The sequence below is a fragment of the Kumtagia sp. genome, assembly GCF_059502445.1.
In genome coordinates, this window is record NZ_JCACER010000024.1 from 57,093 (window position 1) to 82,315 (window position 25,223).

The following is a 25,223-nucleotide window of genomic DNA, read 5'->3' on the forward strand; positions in this document are numbered from 1 at the left end:
TCAAACTCCCTGGCGCGCCGCACGTGCGTGTCGGCTAATGTGATCTTCCACCATTTTCAGGTCGGAGGGAAGTACCGTGTATCTTTCCTCTGCGTCCATCAGGCCCGACAGCCACTCCGGCAGGGCGGGAAACACGCCCGATGCCGCCTTGACGGCGTCCGGGAATTTCGCCGGATGGGCGGTGGCGAGCACGATCATCGGGCTCTCCGTCAGCTGTTGCGAGGCGACGTGAACGGCGGTCGCCGTATGCGGATCGAGCAGGTAGCCGCTGGCCTTCAGCGTCCGGCCGATGGTCTGGGCGGTCTCCGCCATGGAGGCGCGGCCGGCGTCGAAATCCCCGCGTATCGCCGAGAGGGTCGGAGTGTCGATGGTGAAGCCGCCGGACTGCTTCAGCCCGTTCATGCAGCGGATTACCGCGCCGCTGTCGCGGCCGGAGGCCTCGAACAGCAGCCGCTCGAAATTCGAGGAGACCTGGATGTCCATCGACGGCGAGGTGGTGGCGACGACGCCGCGCGTCCGGTATTCGCCGGACGAAAGCGTGCGCGCCAGGATGTCGTTGTCGTTGGTGGCGATGACCAGCCGGTCGATGGGCAGGCCCATGCGCTTGGCGGCGTAGCCGGCGAAGATGTCGCCGAAATTGCCGGTCGGCACGGTGAAGGAGACCGGCCGGTCCGGGCTGCCCAGCGAGAGCGCCGAGGAGAAGTAGTAGACGATCTGGGCCATGATGCGCGCCCAGTTGATCGAATTGACGCCGGACAGCGACACGCCATCGCGGAAGCGATGGTCGTTGAACATGTCCTTCACCAGCCCCTGGCAGTCGTCGAAATTGCCCTCGATGGAGAGCGCATGGACGTTGGCGGCCTTGGACGTGGTCATCTGCCGCTGCTGCACCGGCGAGACGCGGCCATGCGGGAAGAGCACGAACATGTCGGTGCGCTCACGGCCGGCGAAGGCCTCGATGGCCGCGCCGCCGGTATCGCCGGAGGTCGCCGCGGCGATCGTGGCACGCTCGCCGCGCTCGGCCAGGATATGGTCCATGAGGCGGCCGAGAAGCTGCATCGCCACGTCCTTGAAGGCGAGCGTCGGGCCGTGGAAGAGTTCCAGTGCGAATGTCCGGCCGTCGAGCTGCATCAGCGGACAGACGGCCTCGTGGCGGAAGCTGGCATAGGCCTCGCGCACGATCCTGCCGAAGGTCGGCCGGTCGATCTCGCCACCGAGAAAGGGCGTGAGCAGCCGGATCGCCAGCTCGGGATAGGAGAGGCCGCGCAGGGCGCGAAGCTCGGCGGGCGACAGTTCCGGCCATGCATCGGGGACATAGAGCCCGCCGTCGCGCGCCAGTCCGGATAGCACCGCATCGGAAAAACCGAGCGTCGGAGCGCTGCCGCGCGTGCTGACATATCTCATCGTCAATGGCTCCCTGCGAGACCGTTCGGATGGCCCGTTTGTGCAAATCGCCGCGCCACCCGTCGCATTTCGGACGCGCCGTTGCTATAGAGCAAACGCTTTGCGGGTGGGAAGAGCGGTATATGGAGTTTCGTTTGGCTAACCGACGTATCGTGCCGGGCCTCATCGTGTCCGGCTTTATTTTCGCCGTCGCGGGCTGCCAGTCCGGCGACGGGGGCAGTCTTCTGGGGAGCTCGGGCGGCGGGGACGCGAAGCCGCCGCAGGGCAAGGTTCTGGAAAGCGAGCTGCGCGGCTATTGCCCGCGCGTCACGCTGCGCGACGGGACGGCCTATTTCAACAGCTACGCCAAGGGCGGCCAGGACGACCCGACGAAGCTGCAATACCAGGCCTCCATCACCGACGTCACGCGCGCCTGCTCGCGCTCCGGCGGCAATCTGACCATCAACGTCGCCGTCGCCGGTCGGGTCGTTCCCGGGCCGGCCGGCGGCTCGGCGAGCGCCACCGTGCCGATCCGCATCGCCGTAGTGCAGGGCGACACCATCCTCTATTCCCAGCTTCACAAGCACCAGGCGGCGAGTGCCGATTCCTCGACCGCCACGCAGTTCATGTTCAACGACCCGAACATCACCATTCCCGAGCCGTCGCAGCAGAACATCCAGATCTTCGCCGGCTTTGACGAGGGACCGCCGAAGAAGACCGCATCGGCCCAGTAGGAGGATCACCGCCGCCCCGGTCAGGCGTCCGACCATTCCGCCAGCGCGGCGAGGACGCCGCGGAAATCCGACCAGCGGTGGATGACCGTCTCGGCGCCGGCATCGGTCAGCATGTCGGCGTGGCCGGGATAGGTGTGGGCCGCACCCGTGAAGCCGATGACGCGCATGCCGGCAGCCTTGGCGCCGTGGATGCCGTGCACCGAATCCTCGACGACGAAGGTGTTGGCCGGGTCGGCCGCATAGTGCTTTGCCGCGTGCAGGAAGACGTCGGGCGCCGGCTTCGGCCTGCCGCTCGGCGTGCTCAGCGCCGAGAAGACGTCGTCCACGCCGAACAGATGGTCGAGCCCGGTCTTCTCCAGCATGAAGCGGATCCGCTCGGTGCGCGAATTCGAGCAGATGCATCTTTTCGCCCCGACCGCGGCGACCGCGGCCCGCGCGCCGTCGATCATGCGCACCTCGGCGCGCAGCTTGCGGTCGACCAGCACCTCGGCCTCGCCGATCAGCGAGGCCTGCAGCGGCACATGCGCCTCCTCTTCGATCCTCAGCATGATGTCCTTGAAGGTAAGGCCGGCATAGCGCACGCACATCTCCTCGCCGGTGATCGGAAACCCGGCGCGGGTGAGCAGGTCGGCCTCGACGCGGGCGGCGATGATCTCGGAATCGACGAGCGTTCCGTCGAAGTCGAAAATGACGAGGTCTGGCTGGTTCATGAGCTTCGCGGATCGGGAGGGGAGAGGATGCGGGGTGGGTCGCCGTTTCCCGCGCCGCATACACGAAGTGGCCGCAATGGGCAAATTTCGAGGGCTGTTGTATCGGATGCGCGAGTGGTTCGTCCGGTCCAGCGAAGATGCTGGTTCGAACAGCAAGGTTGCTTTATTCTTGAGATCAGGAGACTTCAATGTCGAGTACCCAGAAGACTGCGACAGGTCACAGCCTGGACGAGGAGTGCGACTTGATCGATCGACTGATCATCGAACTCGAGCCCCAGGCGTTCGCTCAATTCCTGGCAAGGCTGGATATGCCACCCCAGCCAAACGACCGACTCCGTAGGACGATGCAGACGCCAGCGCCTTGGGACAAGGTTTGACGGCGAGCATTGACCGATCCTCGACTGCTCCCGCTTCATTAAAAATTTACGCGAAACGGTAACCATAACGGCGGGTAAACAGTCACGCGTATTCGGGTAGCAGCATGCAAGCGTCTCTCGCCGTCTCGTCCTTCCAGCCGGCCGAAGCTCCCTGGCTCGACACCATCCTGAAGGGCGACTGCGTCGCCGCGCTGGAGAGGCTTCCCGAAAAGAGCATCGACGCGATCTTCGCCGACCCGCCCTACAATCTCCAGCTCAACGGCGACCTGCATCGCCCCGACCAGTCCAAGGTCGACGCGGTCGATGACGACTGGGATCGCTTCGAGAGTTTTGCCGCCTACGACGCCTTCACCCGCGCCTGGCTGCTCGCCGCCCACCGGGTGCTGAAGCCCAACGGCACCATCTGGGTGATCGGCTCCTACCACAACATCTTCCGCGTCGGCGCGGCCATGCAGGACCTCGGCTACTGGATCCTGAACGACATCGTCTGGCGCAAGACCAACCCGATGCCCAATTTCCGCGGGCGCCGCTTCCAGAACGCGCACGAGACGATGATCTGGGCTTCGCGCGACGCCGCCGCCAAGGGCTACACCTTCAACTACGACGCGCTGAAGGCAGCCAATGACGACGTGCAGATGCGCTCCGACTGGCTGTTCCCGATCTGCACCGGCGCCGAGCGGCTGAAGGACGACAGCGGCAACAAGCTGCATCCGACGCAGAAGCCGGAGGCGCTGCTGGCGCGCGTCATGATGGCCTCGACCAAGCCCGGCGACGTCGTGCTCGATCCCTTCTTCGGCTCGGGCACCACCGGCGCGGTGGCGAAGCGCCTCGGCCGCCATTTCGTCGGCATCGAGCGCGAGCAGGCCTATATCGACGCCGCGCGCGAGCGTATCGATGCCGTGGTGCCGCTGCCCAGCATCGACCTGTCGCTGCTCACCGGCAAGCGCGCCGAGCCGCGCGTCGCCTTCGTCAGCCTGATCGATGCCGGCATCGTGCGGCCCGGCATGTTCCTCTATGACGCCAGGAAGCGCTGGGTGGCCAAGGTGCGCGCCGACGGCACCATCGCGGCCGGCGACCGCGTCGGCTCGATCCACCGCGTCGGCGCGCAGGTGCAGGAGCTCGACGCCTGCAACGGCTGGACCTTCTGGCACTACGAGCGCAATGGCGGGCTGACCGCGATCGACGAGTTGCGCCGCATCGCCCGCCTCGGCATGGAGCGGGCAGGGGCGTAATTGGCGGAACGAACGCCGTCCCGCGTGGTTTTGCCGGCTCCACGGAGGAGCCGGCCATGCCCGATCACGCTACCGCCCACCCGGACAGACGCGTCCGCCACCGCTATGCCGATGTCGGCGGCGTGCGCACCTTCTACCGCGAGGCCGGGCCTATAGGTGCGCCCGTCGTGCTCCTGCCGCACGGCTATCCGTCATCGTCCTTCGAGTTCCGCAATTTCATGCCGGCGCTTGCCGATCGCTGGCGGCTGCTCGCGCCGGACTTTCCCGGCCAGGGCTTCAGCGATACGCCGGACGGCTTCGATTACAGCTTCGCCGGCTATACGCGCTTCCTCGGCCAGTTCGTCGAGGAAATGGGCGTCGCCCGCTTCGCCATCTATCTGCACGACTACGGCTCGCAGATCGGCCTGCGCCTGGCGATGGAGGATACGCGGCGCATCGCGGCGCTGATCATCCAGAACGGCGACATCTACGAGGACGCGCTCGGCCCGAAATACGAGGGCCTGCTCGACCACTTCGCCGAGCCGACGCCGGAAAGCCGGAAGGTGCTGGAGGACGCGGTCAGCGAGCAAGGATTCCGCGAAGAATTCCTCAACGAGGTTACGCGGGAACTGGCTGAGACCATACCGCCGGACCTGTGGAAACTGTCATGGCCGCTGGTGACGCCGAAGCGCAAGCAGATAGCCGTCGGCCTGATGGAAGGCCTGAAGGAAAATCTCGACCGGTTCCCGCGCTACCAGGCCTATCTGCGCGAGCACCGGCCGCCGACCCTGATCGTCTGGGGTCCGCATGACGGCTACATGCCGGAAGAATCGGCGCGTGCCTATCTCAGAGACCTGCCCGACGCCGAGCTTCATCTGCTCGACGGCGGGCATTGGCTGCTCGAGACGCATCTGGATGAGGTGGTCGCGCTGGTCCGGGATTTTCTCGGCCGGGTACATGGTTGAACCGGTGCCGCGACACGGAGCGCGGCAAGGGACAACCGCATGCGTTCATGCGTCGTGGACGTCGACGCGCTCGATCTTGCCTTCGGCGTCGAGGAAAATCGTCTCCTCGCCCTTGCGGACCAGCTTTTTGCCGGTCGTGGCGCTGGTGGCTTCGAGATGCCAATTCGATTTGGCCGAGGTCTCGCTGAGTTTTTCGACACGGTCGTCATGCGCGACCTGGTCGGGATACTCCGAAAAATATCCGCGGAACGCCGCCATGATCGCCGCCTTGCCCTTCAGCGCGCCGACGCCCTTCGACGCATAGCTCGCGTCTTCGGCGAAGAACGCCTCGATCGCGGCATAGTCCAGTGCATTGATGGCGTCGTGGTAGCGCCGCAGGACGTCGGCGGGATCGCTCATGCCTCGATGCGTCTCGCGCCGAGATCCCGGCGCAGCGTCGCGGCATCGGTGAACAGCACCGCCTGCCAGCCCGCGGCGATCGCTCCGTCGACGTTCTTCTGGCTGTCGTCGATGAACAGCGTCCGCGCGGGGTCCAGGCCGAAGCTCGCGGCGTGAAGCTCGTAGATGCCGCGCTCGGGCTTGATCATGCGGACCTCGCCGGAGACGGTGACGCCGCGCGGACGGTCGAGGAAATCGAAGCGTTTGCGCGCCTCGACGAAGGTGTCCGCGGCGAAATTGGTCAGCATCGTCACGTCGTGGCCGGCCTCGATCAGCCCCTCCATGATGCCTACGGTGTCGTCGTAGGCGTGCGGCACCATCTCGTGCCAGCAGCGGCGGAAATTGCGGATGTTTTCCTGATGGGCCGGGTGTTCGGCGATCAGCAGCGCCTCCGCCTCCTCCCACGAGCGGCCGCGGTCCTGCTCGATGTTCCAGTCCGCCGTGCAGACATTGTCGAAGAACCATTTGCGATCAGTCGCATCGGGGATCAGCCGGCTGAAGGGCAGGTCGGGATCGTAGTGGACCAGCACCTTGCCGATGTCGAAGACGATGTGACGGATTTCGCTCATATGGTCCCTCGGTTCGCTGTCGTGCGCTGCTTTCTGGTCGCGCCGGGTATCGCGGCCTCGATGGCCTTTTTCATGACGGTTGGCAGCGCCTCGCCGGCAACGTCGCGCGCCGCCACCCAGCGATGGCCGGGCGGGGCCTCGGCCGGCCCGACATCGGCGCGGAAGACGTCGAGGTCGAGCGAAAAATGCGTGAAGACGTGGGCGATCGTGCCGGCGCGGCGCCAGTCGGCGGGAAAAGGCGGATCGTCACGGCCGTTCGGCGCGGCGCGCCCGCCGTCCCAGCCGCTGCTCGGCACTTCGGTCATGCCGCCGAGCAGGCCCTTTTCCGGCCGGGTGCGCAGCAGCACCGCGCCGTCGGCGCGCACCGCCACATAGGCGATCCCCGAGCGCTTCGGCCTGTCGGCCTTCGGCGCCTTGAGCGGCAAGAGTTCCGGATCGCCGGAAAGGATAGCCCGGCAATCCGCGCGCAGCGGGCAGAGCATGCAGCGCGGCCGCTTCGGCGTGCAGATCGTCGCGCCGAGATCCATCATCGCCTGCGCGAAATCGCCGGGCCGGCCGGCCGGCACCAGTTCCGCCACGCGTTCCCTGATCTCGGGCTTCGCTTCGGGGAGCGGCGTCCGGATGTCGAACAGCCGCGCCGTCACCCGCTCGACATTGCCGTCGACCACGGCGGCCGGCCGGCCGAAGGCGATCGCCGCGATCGCCGCCGCCGTGTAGGCGCCGATGCCGGGCAGCGCCCGCAGGCCGTCTTCCGTGTCGGGAAAGCCGTCCGGCAACGTGGCGACCAGGTTCGCGCAGGCCTTCAGGTTGCGTGCCCGCGAATAGTAGCCGAGGCCGGCCCAGCCGCGCATGACGTCCTCGGCCGGCGCGGCGGCGAGCGCCTCCACATCCGGCCATTTGTCGAGAAAATCGCGAAAATACGGCTTCACCGCCTCGACCGTCGTCTGCTGCAGCATGATTTCCGACAGCCAGACGTGGTATGGATCGGGACGGACGCCGCGCTTCAGTTCGGCCGGAGGCACCCGCCAGGGCAGGTCGCGATGGTGGGCGTCGTACCAGGCGAGCAGGCGCGCGGCCACGTCCGGCGGGGCGGCGTCGGCGATGATCGATCTGCTGGCGGTTGCCATTTTCACGGGAACGTGGCTTGAGGCTGGCATGGGCTGACTTGGAGGACGACATGGCAGGGAAAAGGCCGTTCGGCAATCCGGTTCCGGTGAGCGATCTCGTGAGCCAGGTGCTCGATCCCGTCATGCGCAAGCGGGCGGGCCTGTCGATCGGGCTGATACAGTCGTGGGAGGAGATCGTTGGTCCGCGCATCGCCGCGAAGTCGCGGCCGGAAAAACTGCAATGGCCGCGCCGCGTCAGCGAGGACGAGGCGTTCCGCCCGGCCGTCCTGGTTGTCGCCTGCGAGGGGCTGGCGGCGCTGCACCTGCAGCATGAGACCGGCGAGGTGATCGGCCGGGTCAATTCCTTCCTCGGCTTCGAGGCGATCGACCGCATCCGCATCGTGCAGAAGCCGGTAGCCGCGCCCGAACGGGCGCTGCGGCGGAAGCCGCGGCCGGTTTCGCCGTCCGAACGCTCCGCGATCGAGGGCAAGGTGCGGCTGATCGAGGATGAGGGCCTGCGCGCCTCGCTGGAGCGGCTCGGCGAGGCCGTGGTGGGCACGCGGCGGCGCTAGGCGCCGGTGCCGCGACCGCGAAAAAAAATAGGCCCGCACTCGCATTTTCGTGAAGCTTTGCGGCATGATGCCGCTTGGTTCGCGTCCGGGAATGCCTTATTTCGCGCCAACTCTCGCTTTTTGTTGCATTCCAGCTTCATCATCCTCCCGTCGTTTCAGGTGATTCGCATGCTCCGGTCCGTCTCGCGCAGAACCGTTCTTTCCTCGCTCGCGGTGCTTTCCGCCGGCGCCGTGCTCGCCGCCTGCAGCGACAGCGGCGACGAGACGCCGACCGCCGCCGCCGACCAGCCTGCGGAGCCGACCACGACGGCATCGACGACGACGGCGGCGAAGGCACCCGAGCCGGCCGGCACGGTCGACATGGCCAAGCTGCTGGAGCCCGGCGCCCTGCCGGACATGGCACTCGGCAAGGCCGACGCCCCGGTGACCATCGTCGAATACGCCTCCATGACCTGCCCGCACTGCGCGCATTTCCACGAGACGACGCTGCCGGAGATCAAGACCAAATATATCGACACCGGCAAGGCGCGGCTGATCCTGCGCGAGTTCCCCTTCGATCCGCGCGCCGAGGCCGGTTTCATGCTCGCCCGCTGCTCCAAGGACAATTATTTCCCGATGGTCGACGTGCTGTTCAAGCAGCAGCAGGGCTGGGCAGCCGCCGAAAACGCCCGCGACGCGCTGCTGCAGATCTCCAAGCTTGCCGGTTTTACACAGGAGAGCTTCGAGGCCTGCTTGACCGACCAGAAGCTTCTGGACGAGATCAGGGCTGTAAAGGATCGCGGCCAGAAGGATTTCAGGGTCGACTCGACGCCGACCTTCTTCATCAACGGAAACCAGTACAAGGGAGCTTTGTCGGTTGAAGAAATGTCGGCGATCATCGACGGCATGCTCTGACGCTCCTTCCCTTCTCCCCCTGTGGGAGAAGGTGGATTGGCGCGCAGCGCCAAGACGGATGAGGGGTGTTGGCAGGATCGCCAACGTTTCCACTCCGTCCAACACCCCTCATCCGACCTCCCCTTCGACCGCTCGCTTCGCTCGCGGCTCAGGATCGGCCACCTTCTCCCACAAGGGGAGAAGGGGAAGAGCGCCGGCATGAAGTTCAACCGCCTCCGCCTCGTCGGCTTCAAGTCCTTCGTCGAGCCTGGCGAGTTCGTCATCGAGCGCGGCCTGACCGGCGTGGTCGGGCCGAACGGCTGCGGCAAGTCGAACCTCGTCGAGGCGCTACGCTGGGTGATGGGCGAAAGCTCCTACAAGAACATGCGCGCGTCCGGCATGGACGACGTCATCTTCTCCGGCTCCGGCACCCGCCCGGCCCGCAACACCGCCGAAGTCACGCTGTTCCTCGACAATGCCGACCGCACCGCGCCGCCGCCTTTCAACGAGGCCGACGAATTGCAGGTGTCGCGCCGCATCGAGCGCGAGGCGGGCTCGGTCTACCGCATCAACGGCAAGGAAGCGCGCGCCCGCGACGTGCAGCTCCTCTTCGCCGACCAGTCGACCGGCGCGCGCTCGCCCTCCATGGTCGGGCAGGGCCGCATCGGCGAGCTGATCCAGGCGAAGCCGCAGGCGCGGCGCGCGCTGCTGGAGGAGGCGGCCGGCATCTCCGGCCTGCATACGCGCCGCCACGAGGCGGAGCTGCGCCTGCGCGCCGCCGAGCAGAATCTCGAGCGCCTCGACGACGTGGTCGGCGAGCTGGAGAGCCAGATCGACAATCTGCGCCGCCAGGCGCGGCAGGCCGCCCGCTTCAAGAACCTGTCCGCCGATATCCGCAAGGCCGAGGCCACGCTGCTGCACCTGCGCTGGACTTTGGCCAAGGCGCAGGAGGGCGAGGCCCAGTCGGCGCTCGCCGTCGCAACCTCGCTGGTCGCCGAGCGCGCCGCCGCCCAGATGGAGGCCGCCAAGGCGCAGGGCGTTGGCGCCCACCATCTGCCGGCGCTGCGCGACAAGTCGGCGGCGGCTGCGGCCACCTTCCAGCGCCTGTCGATCGCCCGCACCCAGCTCGACGAGGAGGCGGAGCGTATGCGCAACCGCCAGGCCGAGCTGGAGCGCCGGCTGGCGCAGCTCGCCGCCGACATCCAGCGCGAAGAGCGGATGGTCAGCGACAATGCCGACGTGCTGGCGCGCCTCGACGCCGAGGAGACATCGCTGCGCGGCGAGGATGCCGGGACGGACGAGCGGGAGCGGGAGAAGCGCGCGGCCCTCGACCACGCGTCCGCGGTGCTCGCCGAAAGCGAGGCCGGCCTCGCCGCGCTGACGGCGCAACGCGCCGAGGCGCAGGCGGCGATCGGCCAGATCGAGCGCAGCCTGCGCGAAAGCACCGAGCGCCGCGACCGTTTTGCCCGGCAGCTGGCGGAGGTCGAGCGCGAGGCCGGCGAGATCGGCGCCAGGATCGCCGCGCTGGCGGACCCGGCGGAGAAGCGCGTGCTGGTCGATCGGGCGGTTGCCGCCGCCGAGACGGCCGAGACGGCGACCTCCGCCGCCGAGACGTCGGTCGCCCGGGCGCGGGCAGCGGAAACGGCGGCGCGGCCGCCGGTGCAGGAGGCGCGCGCCGCGCTTGCCCGCATCGAGACCGAGGCGCGCACGCTGGCCAAGGTGCTGAATGCCGGCGGCGGCGGGCAGTACCCGGCGGTGCTGGAGCAGATCGCGGTGGAGCGCGGCTTCGAGACGGCGCTGGGCGCGGCGCTCGGCGAGGATCTGGACGCGCCGCTCGATACCCGCGCCCCGGCGCATTGGGGCGAAAGCGCGGCCGTGGCGGACGACCCGGCCCTGCCGGAGGGCGTCAGGAGCCTGGCGGAGGTGGTGCGGGCGCCGGCGCAGCTCGCCCGCCGCCTCGCCCTGATCGGCCTGATCGAGGACGCCGACGGGGCACGGCTGCAGAAGCTGCTGAAGCCCGGCCAGCGGCTGGTGAGCCGGAAAGGCGCGTTGTGGCGCTGGGACGGCTTTGTCGCCGGCGCCGATGCGCCGACGGCGGCAGCGCAGCGGCTTGCCCAGAAGAACCGGCTGCTGGAGCTGGAGACCGAGGCGCGCGACACCGCCGAGCGCGTCAGGGCCGCCGAAGCGGCGCTTGTCGCCGCCGAAGTCGCGGTGAAGGCGGAGGCCGAGGCCGAGCGGCTGGCGCGCGACCAGTGGCGCAATGCCCAGCGCGCCGTCGGCGAGGCGCGCGAGGCGCTGGCCCGGGCCGAGCGGGCCGCCGGCGAATTGTCGGCGCGCCGTGCCGCGCTGGACGAGGCGCGAGCCCGCGTCGGCGCCGATCTCACCGAGGCCGAGGCGGCACTTGCCGAAGCCACGGCGCGCCGGGCCGACGCGCCGGACGTTTCCGCATTGCAGGCGCGGCTCGACCAGGCGGCGCAGGCCGTCGCCCGCGATCGCTCGGCGCTGGCCGAGGCGCGCTCCGCTCTCGACGGGCTGCAGCGCGAGACCGCCGCCCGCCTGCGCCGTATCGACGCCATCGCGGTGGAGCGGGCGGGCTGGAAGAGCCGCGCCGAGAACGCCGACGCGCAGATCGCGGCCCTTGCCGAGCGGCGCGCCGAGGCCGATGCCGAGCGCCGCAAGATCGAGGGCGCGCCCGACGAGATCGACCAGCGCCGGCGCTCGCTCCTGTCCGAGCTCGCCAGGGCGGAGGAGGCGCGCAAGCAGGCGGGCGACGCGCTGCTGCAGGCCGAGAACCGGCAGGTGGGGCTGGACAAGGCCGCCACCGACGCCATCCAGGCGCTTGCCTCCGCCCGCGAGGAGCGCGGCCGCGCCGAGGAGCGGCTGACCGCCGCCGACGAGCGCCGCCGTGAGGTCGAGGCGCGCATCCACGAGGCGCTGAACACGCCGCCGCATCTGGTCATCCGCCTGACCGGGCTGGCGCCCGACGCGCGCCTGCCGGAGCTTCCCGACGTCGAGCGCCAGCTCGAGCGGCTGAAGATCGAGCGCGAGCGGCTCGGCGCCGTCAACCTGCGCGCCGAGGAGGAGCAGAAGGAGCTGTCCGAGCGGCTGGAGACGATCGTGTCCGAGCGCGAGGACGTGGTGGAGGCGATCCGCAAGCTCAGGCAGGCGATCCAGAGCCTCAACCGCGAGGGCCGCGAGCGGCTGCTGGCCGCCTTCGAGGTCGTCAACGAGCAGTTCAAGCGGCTGTTCACTCATTTGTTCGGCGGCGGCACGGCGGAGCTGCAGCTCATCGAATCGGAAGACCCGCTGGAGGCCGGCCTCGAAATCCTCGCCCGCCCGCCCGGCAAGAAGCCGCAGACCATGACGCTTCTGTCGGGCGGCGAGCAGGCGTTGACGGCGATGGCGCTGATCTTCGCGGTGTTCCTGACCAATCCCGCGCCGATCTGCGTGCTCGACGAGGTCGACGCGCCGCTCGACGATCACAATGTCGAGCGCTTCTGCAACCTGATGGACGAGATGGCGCGCACCACCGAGACGCGCTTCGTCATCATCACCCACAACCCGATCACCATGGCGCGCATGAACCGGCTGTTCGGCGTCACCATGGCCGAGCAGGGCGTGAGCCAGCTCGTCTCAGTCGACCTGCAGACGGCGGAGCGCCTGCGCGAGGCGAGCTAAGCGGCGGGGACGGCTTACTTTTTTTCTGCCCACGCTTCGTTCTGGACCACCGTGCCGTCGTCCGGCAACAAAGTAACAGTCCCCCTGCAGCTACGCCCTGGGCGCCGCTTCCTTGAAAAATTTTCGACGCCGGTGTCGGAACGCCGCGCGTCCGGCCGTCCTTAGGCCGACTTCATTCGGCACATATCTCCGAGGCAATTGAGCGGTTCGCTTCGCAGCCATGGGCGGCGAAGAGTGCGTCGCCTTGCTCGTGGAGGGCGGTGCGAATGGTCGTAATAAAGAGGAGAGAAAGATCATGAGAAAAGTCATCGCAGCCACCTTCCTCAGCATCGACGGCGTCATGCAGGCGCCCGGCGGCCCGGAGGAGGACACCGACGGCGGCTTCAAGTTCGGCGGCTGGACCTTCCACTATTGGGACGAGATGATGGGCGACATCATGGACGAGTCCTTCGGCAAGCCTTTCGATCTGCTGCTCGGCCGCAAAACCTACGACATCTTCGCCGCCCACTGGCCGCGCGTCCCGGAAGACGATGCGATCGGCAGGAAGTTCAACGCAATCACCAAATACGTGGCCACCTCGACGCCACGGACGCTGTCGTGGAAGAACTCCGAATGGCTCGGCGAGGATGCCGTCGCCGGCGTCGCGAAGCTGAAGCGGCAGGATGGTCCGGACCTGCTCATCCAGGGCAGCAGCCAGCTCGTCCAGGCGCTGCTCAAGGCCGACCTGATCGACGAATACCGGCTGTGGACCTTTCCCGTCGTGCTCGGCGGCGGCAAGCGCTTTTTCGGCGAGGGCTCGCTCTCCGGCGGCATGAAGCTCCTCGACAGCAAGGCCTCGACCACCGGTGTGGTGATCAGCACCTATGTGCGCCACGGTGCCGTCAAACAGGGTTCCTTCGCCTTGGAATAGATGGCGCCCGCTTCAAGGCTGGTGGCGGACCGGCGCGCCAGCCTTGAATTCCGGCTCATTCGGGAACATTCTGATCAGTATGACTAGAAAGGCCACACCCGGGCCCCGAAGCGGCGAGGCAGAGCTGCCCGCGAGTACGTGGGCTCTGCAGGACGCAAAGGCGCGCTTCAGTGAGCTGGTGCGTCGGGTCCACAGGGATGGCCCTCAGCGCGTCACCGTGGATGGGCGACAAGAAGTTGTGGTCATCGCCGCTGGAGAGTTTCAACGCCTCAAAGGCAACGCTACGGGCGGGGTCCTGATCACGGCCATGCGGGCTTCACCGGACCATGAAGTCGAGATCGCGCCGGAACGGACGCAAATGCCGGTGCGTGACGCGATCCTTTGAACGGCTGGCATCTTCGAACGCGCCGGGCCGTCTTCCCCGCCCTTTGTGGCGACTGCCGCCACAATTCACCGGCATCGCCGCCGATTGTGGCGCCTTCAAGCGTCTCCGGGATTATTTTTCCGTTATTTGAAAAGCCGCGCGGGCGGCTCTAGTTCTGCCTCAATACGAGAGCAGCGGAGGAACCGCGTGAAATGCGGGTCGCCGCGCTTCGCGCTCGATGGGGCCGCGCTGCAATGGTGTGCACGCGGCCGGATCCATCATCGGGGAATGCCATGACGCGCAGTGCAATTGTTGCCGATGCCGTTGCAGCCCGCAAGGAGCTGTCCCCGAGGCATGACCCGGGCACGGGCGGGCGAAAGCGGCCCGCCGCCAGTGCGGCGCACGCCTGACCGGCATTCCACGGATTTGGAAACCATGCAGCAGGCGGAGACGGCCGTCGAGAAAGCCGGCGGCCGCAGGAGCGTCCAGCAGGTCGTGGTCGGCCTGCTGGAGCCGCGCGTGCTCGGGCCCTTGTTCGGTGCCGGGCTGGTGGTGGTGGCGCTGGTGGTGATCCATCAGATTTCCGGCCGCGTGCACCTCGACGACATCCGTGCCGCGCTGGCGCAAACCAGGCCCGCCGCGGTCGTCCAGTCGCTGGCGCTCACCGTCGTCAGCTTCGCCGCGATGGCGCTCTATGACGTGATGGCGGCGCGCCGCGTCGCCGCCGGCCGCGTCCCGGACCGGCTCGCCGCCTTCGCCGGACTAGTCGGCTACGGCATTTCCAACGCGGTCGGCTTCAATGTCGTCGTCGGCGGGCCGGTGCGCTACCGCATCTACCAGGCGGCGGGACTCGACGCCGCTGATGTCGGGCGCATCGTCGGCGTCTCCTTCCTCGCCTTCAGCGGCGGCATCGTCGTGCTGGCCGGACTGGCGCTGGTGCTCGATCCCGCGGGCGTGGCGTTCCTGAAAGGCCTGTCGGCGAACGCCGACCGCACGATCGGTGCCGCCATCCTGGTAGCGTTCGCCGCGGTCATCCTGTGGCTGTCGCGCGGCGTGCGCGAGATCGCCCTGTTCGGCTGGCGCCTGCCGCTGCCGTCGGCCCGCAGCGCGCTTGCCCAGATACTCGTCGCCGTTATCGACATCGCCGCGGCGGCCGGCGCGCTCTACGTGCTGCTGCCGACGGATGTGGCGCCGGGTTTCGCCACCTTCCTGCTGCTGTTCGTCGCCGCCATCGCCGCCGGCGTGCTCAGCCACGCGCCGGGCGGGCTGGGCGTGCTGGAGGCGACGATCCTGGTCGGGCTCGGCGCCGGCACGCGTCCGGACGTGGTGGCGGCCCTCATCGTCTTCCGGCTGGTCTATTACGCCATCCCGCTGGCTTTCGCCGGCGTTGCGCTGCTCGCCTTCGAAGCCTACCGGGCGCGCGCCGCCGTTCTGTCCGGGTCGCGGCGTGCGGCCTCGGTCATGCGGCCGGTCGTTGCGCCGCTGTCGGCGACGCTGGTGTTCTGCGGCGGCGTGGTGCTGCTGCTGTCCGGCAATCTGCCGGCCGAGGACGAGCGCACCGGCTTCCTTAGCCATGTGCTGCCGCTGCCCTTTGCCGAGGCCTCGCACCTGCTGGCGAGCCTGGTCGGCCTGATGCTGATCGTTTTGGCGCGCGGGCTCTACCGGCGCATCGCGCTTGCCCGCATCGCCTCGATCCTGCTGCTGCTGGCGGGCGCCTGCTTCTCGCTGCTCAAGGGGCTGGACTGGGAGGAGGCGGCCATCCTCATGCTCGTCGCCGGCCTGCTGTTCGCCTATCCGAAAGTGTTCTACCGCAAGGGCAACTGGCGCTCGTTCCGGCCGACGCCGACCTGGCTGGCGCTGATCGTCATCGTGCTGTCGGTGCTCACGCTGGTCGGTTTCCTCGCCTATCGCCATGTCGAGTACCAGTCTTCGCTGTGGTGGGAGTTCGCCTGGGGCGGCGACGCCCCTCGCTTCCTGCGCACCACGCTGGCGCTGGTGGTCGTGGCGGCCGCGCTCTCCATCGACGCGCTGATCAACCGGCCGCACCAGCCCCGGCCAAGCAAGACGCCGCAGCCGGTGCCGGACGCCGTGCGCCGGCTGGTCGCGCAGAGCAGCGATACCCATCCGGCGCTGGCGCTGCTCGGCGACAAGCGGTTCATGCTGTCGCCCGACGGCAAGGCGTTCATCATGTACGGCATCGCCGGCCGCAGCTGGATCACTTTGGGCGATCCGGTCGGCGAGGCGGAAGCCGCGCGCGGCCTCGTCTGGCACTTCGCCGAGGCCGCCGACCGCGCCGGCGCGCGCGCCGTCTTCTATGCCATCGGCCCGGACCTGCTCACCACCTATCTCGACCTTGGCCTGGCGATCCTGAAGACGGGCGAGGTGGCGCGCGTCGACCTCACCCGGTTCTCGCTTCAGGGTTCGGCCCGCCAGGATTTCCGCTATGCCGAGAAGCGGGCCGAACGCGAGGGGCTGGACTTCTCCGTCGTGCCCCAGGCCGAGGTGCCGGCCGTCCTGCCCGAGCTGCGCGCCGTCTCCGACGCCTGGCTCGCGACGAAATCCGGCCGCGAGAAGAGCTTTTCGCTCGGCCGCCTCGACGAAAACTATCTCGCCGAGTTCGACTGCGCGGTAATCCGCAAGCAGGGCGAGATCGTCGCCTTCGCCAATCTGTGGCGCGGCAGCGGCAACAGCGAGCTGTCGGTCGACCTCATGCGCTACCGCCACGGCGTCTCGAAGATCCTGATGGACGCGCTGTTCGCAAAACTGCTGCTCTACGGCAAGGCGGAAGGCTATCGCTGGTTCAATCTCGGCGCGGCGCCGCTGGCGGGCCTGGCCGATCATCCGCTGGCCTCGACCTGGAACCGGCTCGGCACCTTCATCTACCGGCGCGGCGACGAATTCTACAATTTCGAGGGACTGCGCGCCTTCAAGCAGAAATTCGATCCCGTCTGGACGCCGCAATATCTTGCCTGCCCGAACGGGCTGGCGCTGCCGCAGGTGCTGGTCGACGTGACGAGCCTCATTTCCGGCAATCCGATCAGGATATTCAAGCGATGAGATTTTTTGCCGTTTTCCTCGTCGGCGCGGGCCTGCTGGCCGCCGCGCCGGCCTTTGCCGAGACGACCGACCCGGCCGCGCGGACCGTGTCGGCCGGCCGCCTGGAGAACGTGCCGATCCATGTTCCCGACGACGCGCCGGACGCGCTGGTGGTCTATCTGTCGGATAGAGCGGGCTGGAAGCCGTCCGACGACGCCGTGGTCGAGGCGCTGCGATCGCAGGGCGACGTGGTGCTGGCGGTCGATCTCGCCCGCTACGCCGAAAAGCTCGACGCGGACGACGGCGAATGCCTGTATGTCGTCGGCGAGATCACCGATCTGGCCCAGACGGCGCAGCGCCAGCTCGACATCCAGACCTACATGCCGCCGATCGTCGTCGGCTCGGGGCAGGGCGCCACCTTCGCCTATGCGGCGCTGGCCGACTCGCCGGCCAACACGCTCGGCGGCGCCGTCGCCTCCGGCTTTGCCAACCGGCTCGACCTGAAGCTGCCCTTCTGCCCCGGCGCTTCCTCCAGGAAACGCGACGACGGCGGTTTCAGCTACGGCTTCGACATCGACCTTCCCGGTCCCGCCTGGCTGTTCGTGCCGTCCGATACGCTCGACGACGCACTGAACCGCGTCCACGCCCGGGAAAACATCACGGTCGACACCCTCGCCGAGGGCGGCGAGCCCGCGCAGATCGCCGACGCGGTCGCGCAGATCGCCGATGCCGACCAGCCGTTCGGCGACCTGCCGGCCGTCGACCTGCCGGCGCATGGGAAGCCGACCGCCGTGGCCGTGCTGGTCTCCGGCGACGGCGGCTGGCGCGACATCGACAAGTCGGTGGGCGAATGGCTCGCCACCCAGGGCGTGCATGTGGTCGGCCTCGACGCGCTGCATTATTTCTGGGCCAGGCGCACGCCGCAGGAGCTGGCGACCGACATCGCCGACATGCTGCGGCGGGCCGATCCCAGCCGCAAGCTGCCGGTGATGCTGATCGGCTATTCCTTCGGCGCCGACACGATCCCCTTCGCCTATCCGCTGCTGCCGAAACCGCTGCAGGAGCGCACGAAGCTGATCGCGCTGATGGCGCCGGGGCAGACGACCTCCTTCCAGGTCACCATCTCGGGCTGGCTCGGCATCGACAACAGCGGCTACCGCATCGTGCCGGCGATCGCCGCGCTGCCGGCGGCAAGCGTCATGTGCGTCTATGGCGAGGACGAGGACGACAGCGCCTGCCCCGATCCGGCGCTGAAGGACACGACGGTGATAAAAACCTCCGGCGGCCATCATTTCGACGGCAATTACGAGGCGCTGGGGCAGCAGTTCCTGGATCGGATGAGGGGGTAGGGCGGCTGCCGATCCACTCGGGAACCCGTCCGGAACGGACCTTTTAATTTTGGCTGGGGCGCCTGGATTCGAACCAGGGAATGGCGGTACCAAAAACCGCTGCCTTACCGCTTGGCTACGCCCCAGCAGCCCGGCGCGCGCGCCGGAGACGCCGCCTTATAGGCAGAGTGTCGGTGAAGCGCAATCGTGACGTAACGGCGGCGAACAGGACGGTCGTGCCGAGCGCCGGCGGCGCAGCGGCCGATCCTCCATCTTGAATCCCTTGAGGTAGAAGGGGGCAATCGCATATGGGTTTACCCCCACCCCTAACCCCTCCCCACAAGGGGGAGGGGGACTTTGCGGCCGCCATGCCAGGCGAACCGTCGACGATCGGCGTCAGGCGGAGGTGCAGCCAGTCCCCCTCCCCTTGTGGGAGGGGTTAGGGGTGGGGGTAGTTCCGTATGCGCCTTTGAGGGGGAGGGCTGGATCGCGCTCTACTCGCCCCACACTGCCAGTTCGTTGCCGGCCGGGTCGGAGAAATGAAAACGCCGGCCGCCGGGGAAGGAGAAGATCGGCTTGACGATCTTTCCGCCCGCCGCCTCGACCGCCGCCAGCGTCTCCTCCAGCGCCTCCGAGTAGAGGACGGGCAGCGGCCTTTGCGCGGCTTCGGTGCTTTCGGCCTGGAAGCCGCCTTCCAGCCCTTCGTCGAACGCCGAGTAGGTCGGGCCGTAATCGGTGAAGGACCAGGAGAAGGCGGCGCTGTAGAACGCCTTGACGCTGTCCAGCGTGCCGCGCGGCGCGGCCATTTCGAGGTAATCGAGCTTTCCGGTCTGTTTCATCACGCAACTCCTCGTTCTCTGTATGTTCTACAAGAACGGAGTGCCGGCGGCAAGCCCCGAAAAAGCCGGAATTTCTAATCGATTGTAGGGGTTAGCGGCGCCCTCCGGCGCTTGCCTTTCGCAGCGCAGCATCCTATCGCTGCCCCGATGCCAGCCGGCAAGGAGCGAGCATGACCAAGTGGGTCTACACCTTCGGTGACGGAGCGGCGGAAGGCCGCGCCGGCGACAGGAACCTGCTCGGCGGCAAGGGCGCCAACCTTGCCGAGATGTGCAGCCTCGGCCTGCCCGTGCCGCCCGGCTTCACCATCACCACGGAAGCCTGCAATTTCTACTATGCCAACGGCAACGGCCATCCGGAGGAGCTGGCCGGGCAGGTGAAGGCGGCTCTCGCCGAGGTCGGCAGGATAGCCGGCCGCCGCTTCGGCGACCCCGAGAAGCTGCTGCTGGTGTCGGTGCGCTCCGGCGGGCGCGCCTCCATGCCGGGCATGATGGACACCGTGCTTAACCTCGGCCTCAACGACGTCACCGTCGAGGCGCTGGCCAGGGATTCCGGCGACGCGCGTTTCGCCTATGACAGCTACCGCCGCTTCATCCAGATGTATTCCGACGTGGTGCTCGGCCTCGACCACGAGCTGTTCGAGGAGATCCTGGAGGAGGAGAAGGCGCGGCTCGGCTACGAACTCGACACCGAATTCTCGGCCGGGCAATGGCAGGAGGTGATCGCGCTCTACAAGGACAGGGTCGAGGAGGAACTGGGAAAGCCGTTCCCGCAAGATCCGGACGAGCAGCTCTGGGGTGCCATCGGTGCGGTGTTCTCCAGCTGGATGAACGCACGCGCCATCACCTATCGCCGCCTGCACGACATCCCCGAAAGCTGGGGCACGGCGGTTAACGTGCAGGCCATGGTGTTCGGCAACATGGGGGAGACCTCCGCCACCGGCGTGGCGTTCACGCGCAATCCGTCGACCGGCGAGAAGGCGCTCTACGGCGAATTTTTGGTGAATGCGCAGGGCGAGGACGTCGTGGCGGGCATCCGCACGCCGCAGAACATCACCGAGAAGGCGCGCATCGCCGCCGGCTCCGACCGGCCGTCGCTGCAGAAGCTGATGCCGGAGGCGTTCGCCTCCTTCGTCGACATCTGCGAGCGGTTGGAAAGGCACTACCGCGACATGCAGGATCTCGAATTCACCATCGAGCGCGGAAAATTGTGGATGCTGCAGACCCGCTCGGGCAAGCGCACGGCCAAGGCGGCGCTGAAGATGGCGGCCGACATGGCCAATGAAGGGCTGATCAGCCGCGACGAGGCGGTTTTGCGCATCGACCCGGCCTCGCTCGACCAGCTGCTGCATCCGACCATCGATCCGAAGGCCGAGCGCAACGTCATCGGCACCGGCCTGCCGGCCTCGCCGGGCGCGGCGACCGGCGAGATCGTGTTTTCCTCCCACGAGGCGGAGGAGGCGAGGAAGGCCGGCCGCAAGGTTATCCTGGTGCGCGTCGAGACCAGCCCGGAAGACATCCACGGCATGCATGCGGCCGAAGGCATTCTGACGACGCGCGGCGGCATGACCAGCCACGCCGCCGTGGTGGCGCGCGGCATGGGAAAACCCTGCGTATCGGGTGCCGGCTCGCTGCGCGTCGACTACCGCGCCGGTACGCTGGTGGCGATGGGCCACACGCTGAAGGCCGGAGACGTCGTCACCATCGACGGCGGCACCGGCCAGGTGCTGAAGGGCGCGGTCGCCATGCTGCAGCCGGAGCTCTCCGGCGATTTCGCAGCCATCATGGAATGGGCGGACAAGGCGCGCCGCATGAAGGTGCGCACCAACGCCGAGACGCCCGCCGACGCGCGCATGGCCCGCTCCTTCGGCGCCGAGGGCATCGGGCTGTGCCGCACCGAGCACATGTTCTTCGACGGCGACCGCATCGTCGCCATGCGCGAGATGATTCTCGCCGAGGACGAGAAGGGCCGGCGCGCCGCGCTCGCCAAGCTGCTGCCGATGCAGCGTTCCGACTTCGTCGAGCTGTTCGAGATCATGGCGGGCCTGCCGGTCACCATCCGCCTGCTCGACCCGCCGCTGCATGAGTTCCTGCCCAAGACCGAGAAGGAATTCGAGGAGGTGGCGGCGGTGCTGAACGTGCCTGCCGACAAGCTGCGGCACCGCACCGAGGCGCTGCACGAGTTCAATCCGATGCTCGGCCATCGCGGCTGCCGGCTCGCCGTCTCCTATCCGGAGATCGCCGAGATGCAGACGCGCGCCATCTTCGAGGCGGCGGTGGAGGCCGGCCGCAAGACCGGCAGCCCGGTGGTGCCGGAGATCATGGTGCCGCTCGTCGGGCTGAAGAAGGAGCTCGACTATGTGAAGGCGCGCATCGATGCTGTGGCGAAAAGCGTGATCGCGGAAGCCGGCGTTTCGGTCGACTATCTCACCGGCACGATGATCGAGCTTCCGCGCGCCGCCATCCGCGCCCATGTGATCGCCGAGACGGCGGAATTCTTCTCCTTCGGCACCAACGACCTCACCCAGACCACCTTCGGCATCAGCCGGGACGACGCCGCGCCGTTCCTGGAGACCTACCGCCAGAAGGGCATCATCGACCAGGACCCGTTCGTGTCGATCGACGTCGACGGCGTCGGCGAGCTGGTGGCGATGGCGGCGGAGAAGGGAAGAAGCACGCGGCCCGGCATAAAACTCGGCATCTGCGGCGAGCACGGCGGCGACCCCGCCTCGATCCGCTTCTGCGAGAAGGTCGGTCTGGACTATGTGTCGTGCTCGCCTTTCCGCGTGCCGATCGCCCGGCTGGCGGCCGCGCAGGCGGCGGTGGGGAAGGGGTAGTCCGGCCTACCCATCAAGCCAATCCGTTTCTGACCACCTCCGTCTTCATCCAATGCGTCTCGCTTTGGACGTGGCCTTTCCGGACATATTTTCCAATCCGCGTAGGCATGTCGGATTCCACGAATGCGCCGGCCGCTCTGACTACGAAACCTTCTTGGAGGCGAAGATCGAGCGATGCGGCCAAGTCTTCGAACAATCGGGGCCGATAGGCGCCGCGATACAGAACGGGCACCGGCGTGATGCCCAGCTCCACAAAACGTTTGATCGTGTGGTCCCATGATTGAAAAGTATCGCCGACGATCCAGGCGAACCCCAGGAAATAGGTGGGCAGGCGATCGTAAACGACGGAGTGTTGTGCGAACAGGTATTCGCCCACGATGCGTTCGTCCTCGGATAACTGAACCGATATTCCGGCCGCGAACGCCTTCAGCCAGTCGCGGGAAGGGTGATAGCGGCTGTCCGGGCTGCGAGCATGGGTTCCGCTTCGATGAATGGTCGTGTTCTCGCCATCCATCTTTTCGGTGACGACCAACGCGCCAGCAACAAGCGTGTCGATACCCTCCATGACCTTGTCGTCGCTGGTCGCGCCTGGCGAATTCGGCAGGTGATAGGTTCGTCCGTATTTTTTCATCCGCATGGCGCCGGGTTTTGAAACAGTTAGTTTTGAGCTCTCGGTGACAGGCTTTCAAGGAGCGGATTGTTTGATGAGTTTGTCTTTCACCTTCAAACCGCGATCACAGTCTGGCGACCATTCGCACCCGCCTCAAAATCGACGTTAAGCGAGCCTTGAAGGCGCGCCGGTTTGCGAGGTTTCGGTACCATGCGTTTCTTCCTTCGCTTGTTTATTGCCGCTACCCTGACGGCTGCCACCAGCCTGCCCGCCGCTGCCGGCGCCCTGGTGGAGCCATCCCTGCATCTGAAGTCGTCAGCGGCCGGCGAGACTCGGGTGGCGCTTACCCTCGACGCCTGCGGCCGCCGCACCGACAACCGCATCCTGTCGGCGCTGGTCGAACACCGCATCCCGGCCACCATCTTCGTCACCGGGCTGTGGCTGAAGCGCAATCCCGAGGCGCTTGCCGTCATGCGCGCGCATCCCGACCTGTTCGAGATCGAGAACCATGGCGACCGGCACATTCCGGCCGTCGATGCGCCGATGCGCATCTACGGCATCCGCTCCGCCGGCAGCCCGGCGGCGGTCGCCTCGGAGATCAACGACGGCGCGGCCGCGATCATCGCAGCCGGGCTCGCCCAGCCGCGCTGGTTCCGCGGCGCGACCGCAAAATACAGCCGGACGGCGATCGCAGAGATCAAGGCGCTCGGCTTCCACGTCGCCGGCTATTCGATCAATGCCGACGGCGGCGCGCTGCTTTCGGCCGGCAGCACCGAAAGGCGGGTGGCGGCGGCCAAGGACGGCGACGTGCTGATCGCCCACATCAACCAGCCGACGCGTTCGGCAGGCGCGGGTCTGGTGAAGGGCCTGCTCAAGCTGAAGGCGCGCGGCGTCACCTTCGTGCGCCTGGACGACGCCGACCGCGACGGCAGCTACGAGATGGATGACTGAGCGGAGAGACCATGGCGAAATTCTTCTGGAGGTGCCTTAGGCCCTTGGGTCGCTAAATTCGGGCATCTAATTGATATAAAATGGTTATAGGAAAATCTGGGCTTTCCTATAACTCTTTTTGCCTGGCGATGATTCATTGGGGAAGCTAGTTATAGGAAAATCCGGATTTTCCTATAACTAGCCATGCAACCGATCGATCAGGCAACTCAAACCGTATTCGCCGATCTCAATCAACGTACCCTGGATGCAGCCTTCGACGAGGCGTTTCCGGAAAACGGCAGTTTTTCCAGGAGCACGGTCAAGGGCCGGGATTATTGGTACTACGACGGCTACGATCCTTTGACGGGCAAGAAGTCGCGCAAATATGTCGGCCCCGCTTCTGACGAGGCGATTTCATCCCGAGTGGAAGCATTCGACCGTAACAAGACGGCTTTGAAGGCCCGCCTGGAAGCGGTTCGCATGCTTCGGGCTGCCGGCCTTCCGGTGCCAGACGCGATGACGGGCGCGCTGGTCGACAAGATCGCCAGGGCCGGGTTCTTTCGCCTGCGCGGCGTTCTGATCGGAACGATTGCGTTCCAGACCTATCCGGGATTGGTAGGAGCGCGCCCTGAGCGGTATCTGCAGACCGGCGACATCGATCTCGCTCAGGATCACGGCATCTCGATCGCTATCGACGACAATATGTCACCGGTTCTCGAAAAGATCGCGCAGATTGACCCGTCGTTTCGAGCGGTATCCAACATGACGGACGGGCGCAAAACCACCAGCTATGTGAATGCGCGCGGCTACAAGATCGAGTTTCTCGTTCCGAACAGGGGCTCGGATGACCATTCCGGCAAGCCTTCGACAATGCCCGCCCTTGCTGGCACGGCGGCGCAGCCGCTGCGCTTTCTCGATTTCCTGATCCGCCACCCCGTTCGATCCGTGTTGCTTTATGGCGGCGGCGTGCCGGTCACCGTTCCCGCTCCGACGCGGTACGCGATCCACAAGCTGATCGTCGCGACGCGGCGCAAGGACAGGGAGAAGGCGGCCAAGGATCTGGGGCAGGCGTCTTTCCTGATCGAAGCCCTGGTGAGGCTCAATGGGTTCGAGTTGATCGAAGCCTGGATGGAGGCATGGCAGCGCGGTCCGACCTGGCGCCACGCGCTGACGCTCGGCAAGGCCAGGCTCACGTCCGAAACCGGCGGCATGCTCGACGAGGCGGCGGCGCGATGGGCGCCGCAATTCGGCGTTTCATCGGACGATATCGGCCTGGCCGGAATGCCCGTCCAATTGGCCGGCAAGCCGGTTACGCCGTCCTGATCGTCACCTTGTCGGGATAGAAGGCGCCGTGGTCCTTGATGGCAATGGCCTCGTCGAACGGTGCCTCATAGGCCCACATGGCGTTCCTGCCGTCTTCGCCAAGCGCCCCGATGCTCCAGTAGCTGGCATCCCCCTTGTAGGGGCAGTGGGTCGAATGATCCGTCTTCGCCAGCTTGCCGAAATCGATGTCCGAAAAAGGAATGTAGAAGACCGGCGCGTAGGGCGTTTCCGCCAGAATCTTGGCGCTTGCCGACCTTGCGATCGGCACGTCGCCGACGCTCACCGTCACCTCGCCGTCATGGGCTTCGATGGTGATCACCTTGGATGGATTGCGGGCGAAGCCCGGGGCCGGATTCGAGCGTGTCATCGGGCGATCCTTTCGGTCCTGTGGTCGTATCCGGCCGTGCGGCCGATGCGATCGCCTTGATGTGGG

At 67.1% G+C, this 25,223-nt stretch carries 22 protein-coding genes and 1 tRNA gene; 14 read left to right on the forward strand and 9 right to left on the reverse strand.

All coding sequences use genetic code 11. The annotated features are described in order from the left end of the window. Positions 1 to 1,404 (reverse strand): threonine synthase, encoded by a 1,404-nt coding sequence (gene thrC / locus AC5JDC_RS10475; RefSeq protein WP_495841302.1) that lies wholly within the window; start codon positions 1,402 to 1,404, stop codon positions 1 to 3. A gap of 134 nt (positions 1,405 to 1,538) precedes the next feature. On the opposite strand from thrC, the gene AC5JDC_RS10480 reads away from it, so the two are divergent. Further along, positions 1,539 to 2,117 carry a hypothetical protein gene (locus AC5JDC_RS10480; protein WP_495841303.1) on the forward strand — a complete coding sequence of 193 codons (579 nt, stop codon included), beginning with the start codon at positions 1,539 to 1,541 and terminating at the stop codon, positions 2,115 to 2,117. Positions 2,118 to 2,137: 20 nt separating this feature from the next. Here the strand turns inward: AC5JDC_RS10480 and AC5JDC_RS10485 are convergent, their stop codons facing one another. Beyond that, entirely contained in the window at positions 2,138 to 2,827 is a 690-nt protein-coding gene (locus AC5JDC_RS10485) for an HAD family hydrolase (RefSeq protein ID WP_495841304.1), read from the reverse strand. A 188-nt stretch (positions 2,828 to 3,015) separates the two neighbouring features. Here AC5JDC_RS10485 and AC5JDC_RS10490 point away from each other — a divergent pair, with 188 nt between their 5' ends. From AC5JDC_RS10490 to AC5JDC_RS10500, 3 genes are all read left to right on the forward strand, one after another. After that, complete coding sequence (locus tag AC5JDC_RS10490; RefSeq protein WP_495841305.1) at positions 3,016 to 3,204, forward strand: type II toxin-antitoxin system TacA family antitoxin; 189 nt, start codon at positions 3,016 to 3,018, stop codon at positions 3,202 to 3,204. A 104-nt stretch (positions 3,205 to 3,308) separates the two neighbouring features. Beyond that, positions 3,309 to 4,436: a site-specific DNA-methyltransferase gene (locus tag AC5JDC_RS10495; protein WP_495841306.1), complete on the forward strand. Its 1,128-nt coding sequence runs from the start codon at positions 3,309 to 3,311 to the stop codon at positions 4,434 to 4,436. Positions 4,437 to 4,492: 56 nt separating this feature from the next. Next, positions 4,493 to 5,380: an alpha/beta fold hydrolase gene (locus tag AC5JDC_RS10500; RefSeq protein ID WP_495841307.1), complete on the forward strand. Its 888-nt coding sequence runs from the start codon at positions 4,493 to 4,495 to the stop codon at positions 5,378 to 5,380. Positions 5,381 to 5,425: 45 nt separating this feature from the next. On the opposite strand, the gene AC5JDC_RS10505 is transcribed toward AC5JDC_RS10500, so the two are convergent. From AC5JDC_RS10505 to AC5JDC_RS10515, 3 genes are read right to left on the reverse strand one after another with little or no spacing between them, the layout of a single operon-like run. After that, a complete protein-coding gene (locus tag AC5JDC_RS10505; RefSeq protein ID WP_495841308.1) occupies positions 5,426 to 5,779 on the reverse strand; it encodes a nuclear transport factor 2 family protein in 354 nt (117 codons plus the stop codon). Beyond that, on the reverse strand, positions 5,776 to 6,387 hold the full coding sequence (locus tag AC5JDC_RS10510) for an HAD family hydrolase (RefSeq protein WP_106771587.1): 612 nt from the start codon (positions 6,385 to 6,387) through the stop codon (positions 5,776 to 5,778). The genes AC5JDC_RS10505 and AC5JDC_RS10510 overlap by 4 nt, the downstream gene beginning before the upstream one ends. Next, on the reverse strand, positions 6,384 to 7,514 hold the full coding sequence (locus tag AC5JDC_RS10515) for an A/G-specific adenine glycosylase (protein WP_495841309.1): 1,131 nt from the start codon (positions 7,512 to 7,514) through the stop codon (positions 6,384 to 6,386). The genes AC5JDC_RS10510 and AC5JDC_RS10515 overlap by 4 nt, the downstream gene beginning before the upstream one ends. Positions 7,515 to 7,564: 50 nt before the next feature. On the opposite strand from AC5JDC_RS10515, the gene AC5JDC_RS10520 reads away from it, so the two are divergent. The 7 genes from AC5JDC_RS10520 to AC5JDC_RS10550 all read left to right on the forward strand — a co-directional run bounded on the left by AC5JDC_RS10520 (position 7,565) and on the right by AC5JDC_RS10550 (position 18,275). Further along, positions 7,565 to 8,065 (forward strand): DUF721 domain-containing protein, encoded by a 501-nt coding sequence (locus AC5JDC_RS10520; protein WP_106771585.1) that lies wholly within the window; start codon positions 7,565 to 7,567, stop codon positions 8,063 to 8,065. Positions 8,066 to 8,233: 168 nt separating this feature from the next. Further along, positions 8,234 to 8,959 (forward strand): DsbA family protein, encoded by a 726-nt coding sequence (locus tag AC5JDC_RS10525; protein WP_495841310.1) that lies wholly within the window; start codon positions 8,234 to 8,236, stop codon positions 8,957 to 8,959. Between the two features lie 198 nt (positions 8,960 to 9,157). After that, complete coding sequence (smc, locus tag AC5JDC_RS10530; RefSeq protein WP_495841311.1) at positions 9,158 to 12,616, forward strand: chromosome segregation protein SMC; 3,459 nt, start codon at positions 9,158 to 9,160, stop codon at positions 12,614 to 12,616. 295 nt (positions 12,617 to 12,911) lie between these two features. Then, on the forward strand, positions 12,912 to 13,526 hold the full coding sequence (locus AC5JDC_RS10535) for a dihydrofolate reductase family protein (protein ID WP_495841312.1): 615 nt from the start codon (positions 12,912 to 12,914) through the stop codon (positions 13,524 to 13,526). 79 nt (positions 13,527 to 13,605) lie between these two features. Next, positions 13,606 to 13,911, forward strand: coding sequence for a type II toxin-antitoxin system prevent-host-death family antitoxin (locus AC5JDC_RS10540; RefSeq protein WP_495841313.1), 306 nt, complete (start codon positions 13,606 to 13,608; stop codon positions 13,909 to 13,911). 414 nt (positions 13,912 to 14,325) lie between these two features. Beyond that, positions 14,326 to 16,947: a bifunctional lysylphosphatidylglycerol flippase/synthetase MprF gene (mprF, locus tag AC5JDC_RS10545; protein WP_495841314.1), complete on the forward strand. Its 2,622-nt coding sequence runs from the start codon at positions 14,326 to 14,328 to the stop codon at positions 16,945 to 16,947. Continuing rightward, positions 16,944 to 18,275: a virulence factor family protein gene (locus tag AC5JDC_RS10550; protein WP_495841315.1), complete on the forward strand. Its 1,332-nt coding sequence runs from the start codon at positions 16,944 to 16,946 to the stop codon at positions 18,273 to 18,275. Before mprF ends, AC5JDC_RS10550 begins: the two co-directional genes overlap by 4 nt. 50 nt (positions 18,276 to 18,325) lie before the next feature. Here the strand turns inward: AC5JDC_RS10550 and AC5JDC_RS10555 are convergent. Both AC5JDC_RS10555 and AC5JDC_RS10560 read right to left on the reverse strand, forming a co-directional pair. Beyond that, positions 18,326 to 18,400, reverse strand: a tRNA-Gln gene (locus tag AC5JDC_RS10555). A 348-nt stretch (positions 18,401 to 18,748) separates the two neighbouring features. Then, complete coding sequence (locus AC5JDC_RS10560; RefSeq protein WP_495841316.1) at positions 18,749 to 19,093, reverse strand: VOC family protein; 345 nt, start codon at positions 19,091 to 19,093, stop codon at positions 18,749 to 18,751. Between the two features lie 170 nt (positions 19,094 to 19,263). On the opposite strand from AC5JDC_RS10560, the gene ppdK reads away from it, so the two are divergent. Then, positions 19,264 to 21,927, forward strand: coding sequence for a pyruvate, phosphate dikinase (gene ppdK / locus AC5JDC_RS10565; RefSeq protein ID WP_495841317.1), 2,664 nt, complete (start codon positions 19,264 to 19,266; stop codon positions 21,925 to 21,927). A 13-nt stretch (positions 21,928 to 21,940) separates the two neighbouring features. Here the strand turns inward: ppdK and AC5JDC_RS10570 are convergent, their stop codons facing one another. Next, positions 21,941 to 22,558 carry an RNA ligase family protein gene (locus AC5JDC_RS10570; protein ID WP_495841318.1) on the reverse strand — a complete coding sequence of 206 codons (618 nt, stop codon included), beginning with the start codon at positions 22,556 to 22,558 and terminating at the stop codon, positions 21,941 to 21,943. A 189-nt stretch (positions 22,559 to 22,747) separates the two neighbouring features. Here AC5JDC_RS10570 and AC5JDC_RS10575 point away from each other — a divergent pair, with 189 nt between their 5' ends. After that, on the forward strand, positions 22,748 to 23,488 hold the full coding sequence (locus AC5JDC_RS10575; RefSeq protein WP_495841319.1) for a polysaccharide deacetylase family protein: 741 nt from the start codon (positions 22,748 to 22,750) through the stop codon (positions 23,486 to 23,488). A 183-nt stretch (positions 23,489 to 23,671) separates the two neighbouring features. Next, entirely contained in the window at positions 23,672 to 24,790 is a 1,119-nt protein-coding gene (locus AC5JDC_RS10580; RefSeq protein ID WP_495841320.1) for a nucleotidyltransferase family protein, read from the forward strand. On the opposite strand, the gene AC5JDC_RS10585 is transcribed toward AC5JDC_RS10580, so the two are convergent. Then, entirely contained in the window at positions 24,777 to 25,157 is a 381-nt protein-coding gene (locus AC5JDC_RS10585) for a DUF427 domain-containing protein (protein WP_495841321.1), read from the reverse strand. The genes AC5JDC_RS10580 and AC5JDC_RS10585 overlap by 14 nt on opposite strands. Positions 25,158 to 25,223 lie beyond the last annotated feature (66 nt).

Excerpts from the sequence above, each read along its gene's own strand:
- AC5JDC_RS10510 (WP_106771587.1), bottom strand. The coding sequence starts at position 6,387 with ATGAGCGAAATCCGTCACATCGTCTTCGACATCGGCAAGGTGCTGGTC.
- mprF (WP_495841314.1), top strand. The coding sequence starts at position 14,326 with ATGCAGCAGGCGGAGACGGCCGTCGAGAAAGCCGGCGGCCGCAGGAGC.
- AC5JDC_RS10580 (WP_495841320.1), top strand. The coding sequence starts at position 23,672 with ATGCAACCGATCGATCAGGCAACTCAAACCGTATTCGCCGATCTCAAT.
- AC5JDC_RS10535 (WP_495841312.1), top strand. The coding sequence starts at position 12,912 with ATGAGAAAAGTCATCGCAGCCACCTTCCTCAGCATCGACGGCGTCATG.
- AC5JDC_RS10485 (WP_495841304.1), bottom strand. The coding sequence starts at position 2,827 with ATGAACCAGCCAGACCTCGTCATTTTCGACTTCGACGGAACGCTCGTC.
- AC5JDC_RS10570 (WP_495841318.1), bottom strand. The coding sequence starts at position 22,558 with ATGAAAAAATACGGACGAACCTATCACCTGCCGAATTCGCCAGGCGCG.
- AC5JDC_RS10525 (WP_495841310.1), top strand. The coding sequence starts at position 8,234 with ATGCTCCGGTCCGTCTCGCGCAGAACCGTTCTTTCCTCGCTCGCGGTG.
- AC5JDC_RS10505 (WP_495841308.1), bottom strand. The coding sequence starts at position 5,779 with ATGAGCGATCCCGCCGACGTCCTGCGGCGCTACCACGACGCCATCAAT.
- AC5JDC_RS10540 (WP_495841313.1), top strand. The coding sequence starts at position 13,606 with ATGACTAGAAAGGCCACACCCGGGCCCCGAAGCGGCGAGGCAGAGCTG.
- AC5JDC_RS10495 (WP_495841306.1), top strand. The coding sequence starts at position 3,309 with ATGCAAGCGTCTCTCGCCGTCTCGTCCTTCCAGCCGGCCGAAGCTCCC.
- smc (WP_495841311.1), top strand. The coding sequence starts at position 9,158 with ATGAAGTTCAACCGCCTCCGCCTCGTCGGCTTCAAGTCCTTCGTCGAG.
- AC5JDC_RS10575 (WP_495841319.1), top strand. The coding sequence starts at position 22,748 with ATGCGTTTCTTCCTTCGCTTGTTTATTGCCGCTACCCTGACGGCTGCC.
- AC5JDC_RS10500 (WP_495841307.1), top strand. The coding sequence starts at position 4,493 with ATGCCCGATCACGCTACCGCCCACCCGGACAGACGCGTCCGCCACCGC.
- AC5JDC_RS10520 (WP_106771585.1), top strand. The coding sequence starts at position 7,565 with ATGGCAGGGAAAAGGCCGTTCGGCAATCCGGTTCCGGTGAGCGATCTC.
- AC5JDC_RS10560 (WP_495841316.1), bottom strand. The coding sequence starts at position 19,093 with ATGAAACAGACCGGAAAGCTCGATTACCTCGAAATGGCCGCGCCGCGC.
- AC5JDC_RS10585 (WP_495841321.1), bottom strand. The coding sequence starts at position 25,157 with ATGACACGCTCGAATCCGGCCCCGGGCTTCGCCCGCAATCCATCCAAG.
- AC5JDC_RS10515 (WP_495841309.1), bottom strand. The coding sequence starts at position 7,514 with ATGGCAACCGCCAGCAGATCGATCATCGCCGACGCCGCCCCGCCGGAC.
- AC5JDC_RS10550 (WP_495841315.1), top strand. The coding sequence starts at position 16,944 with ATGAGATTTTTTGCCGTTTTCCTCGTCGGCGCGGGCCTGCTGGCCGCC.
- ppdK (WP_495841317.1), top strand. The coding sequence starts at position 19,264 with ATGACCAAGTGGGTCTACACCTTCGGTGACGGAGCGGCGGAAGGCCGC.
- thrC (WP_495841302.1), bottom strand. The coding sequence starts at position 1,404 with ATGAGATATGTCAGCACGCGCGGCAGCGCTCCGACGCTCGGTTTTTCC.
- AC5JDC_RS10490 (WP_495841305.1), top strand. The coding sequence starts at position 3,016 with ATGTCGAGTACCCAGAAGACTGCGACAGGTCACAGCCTGGACGAGGAG.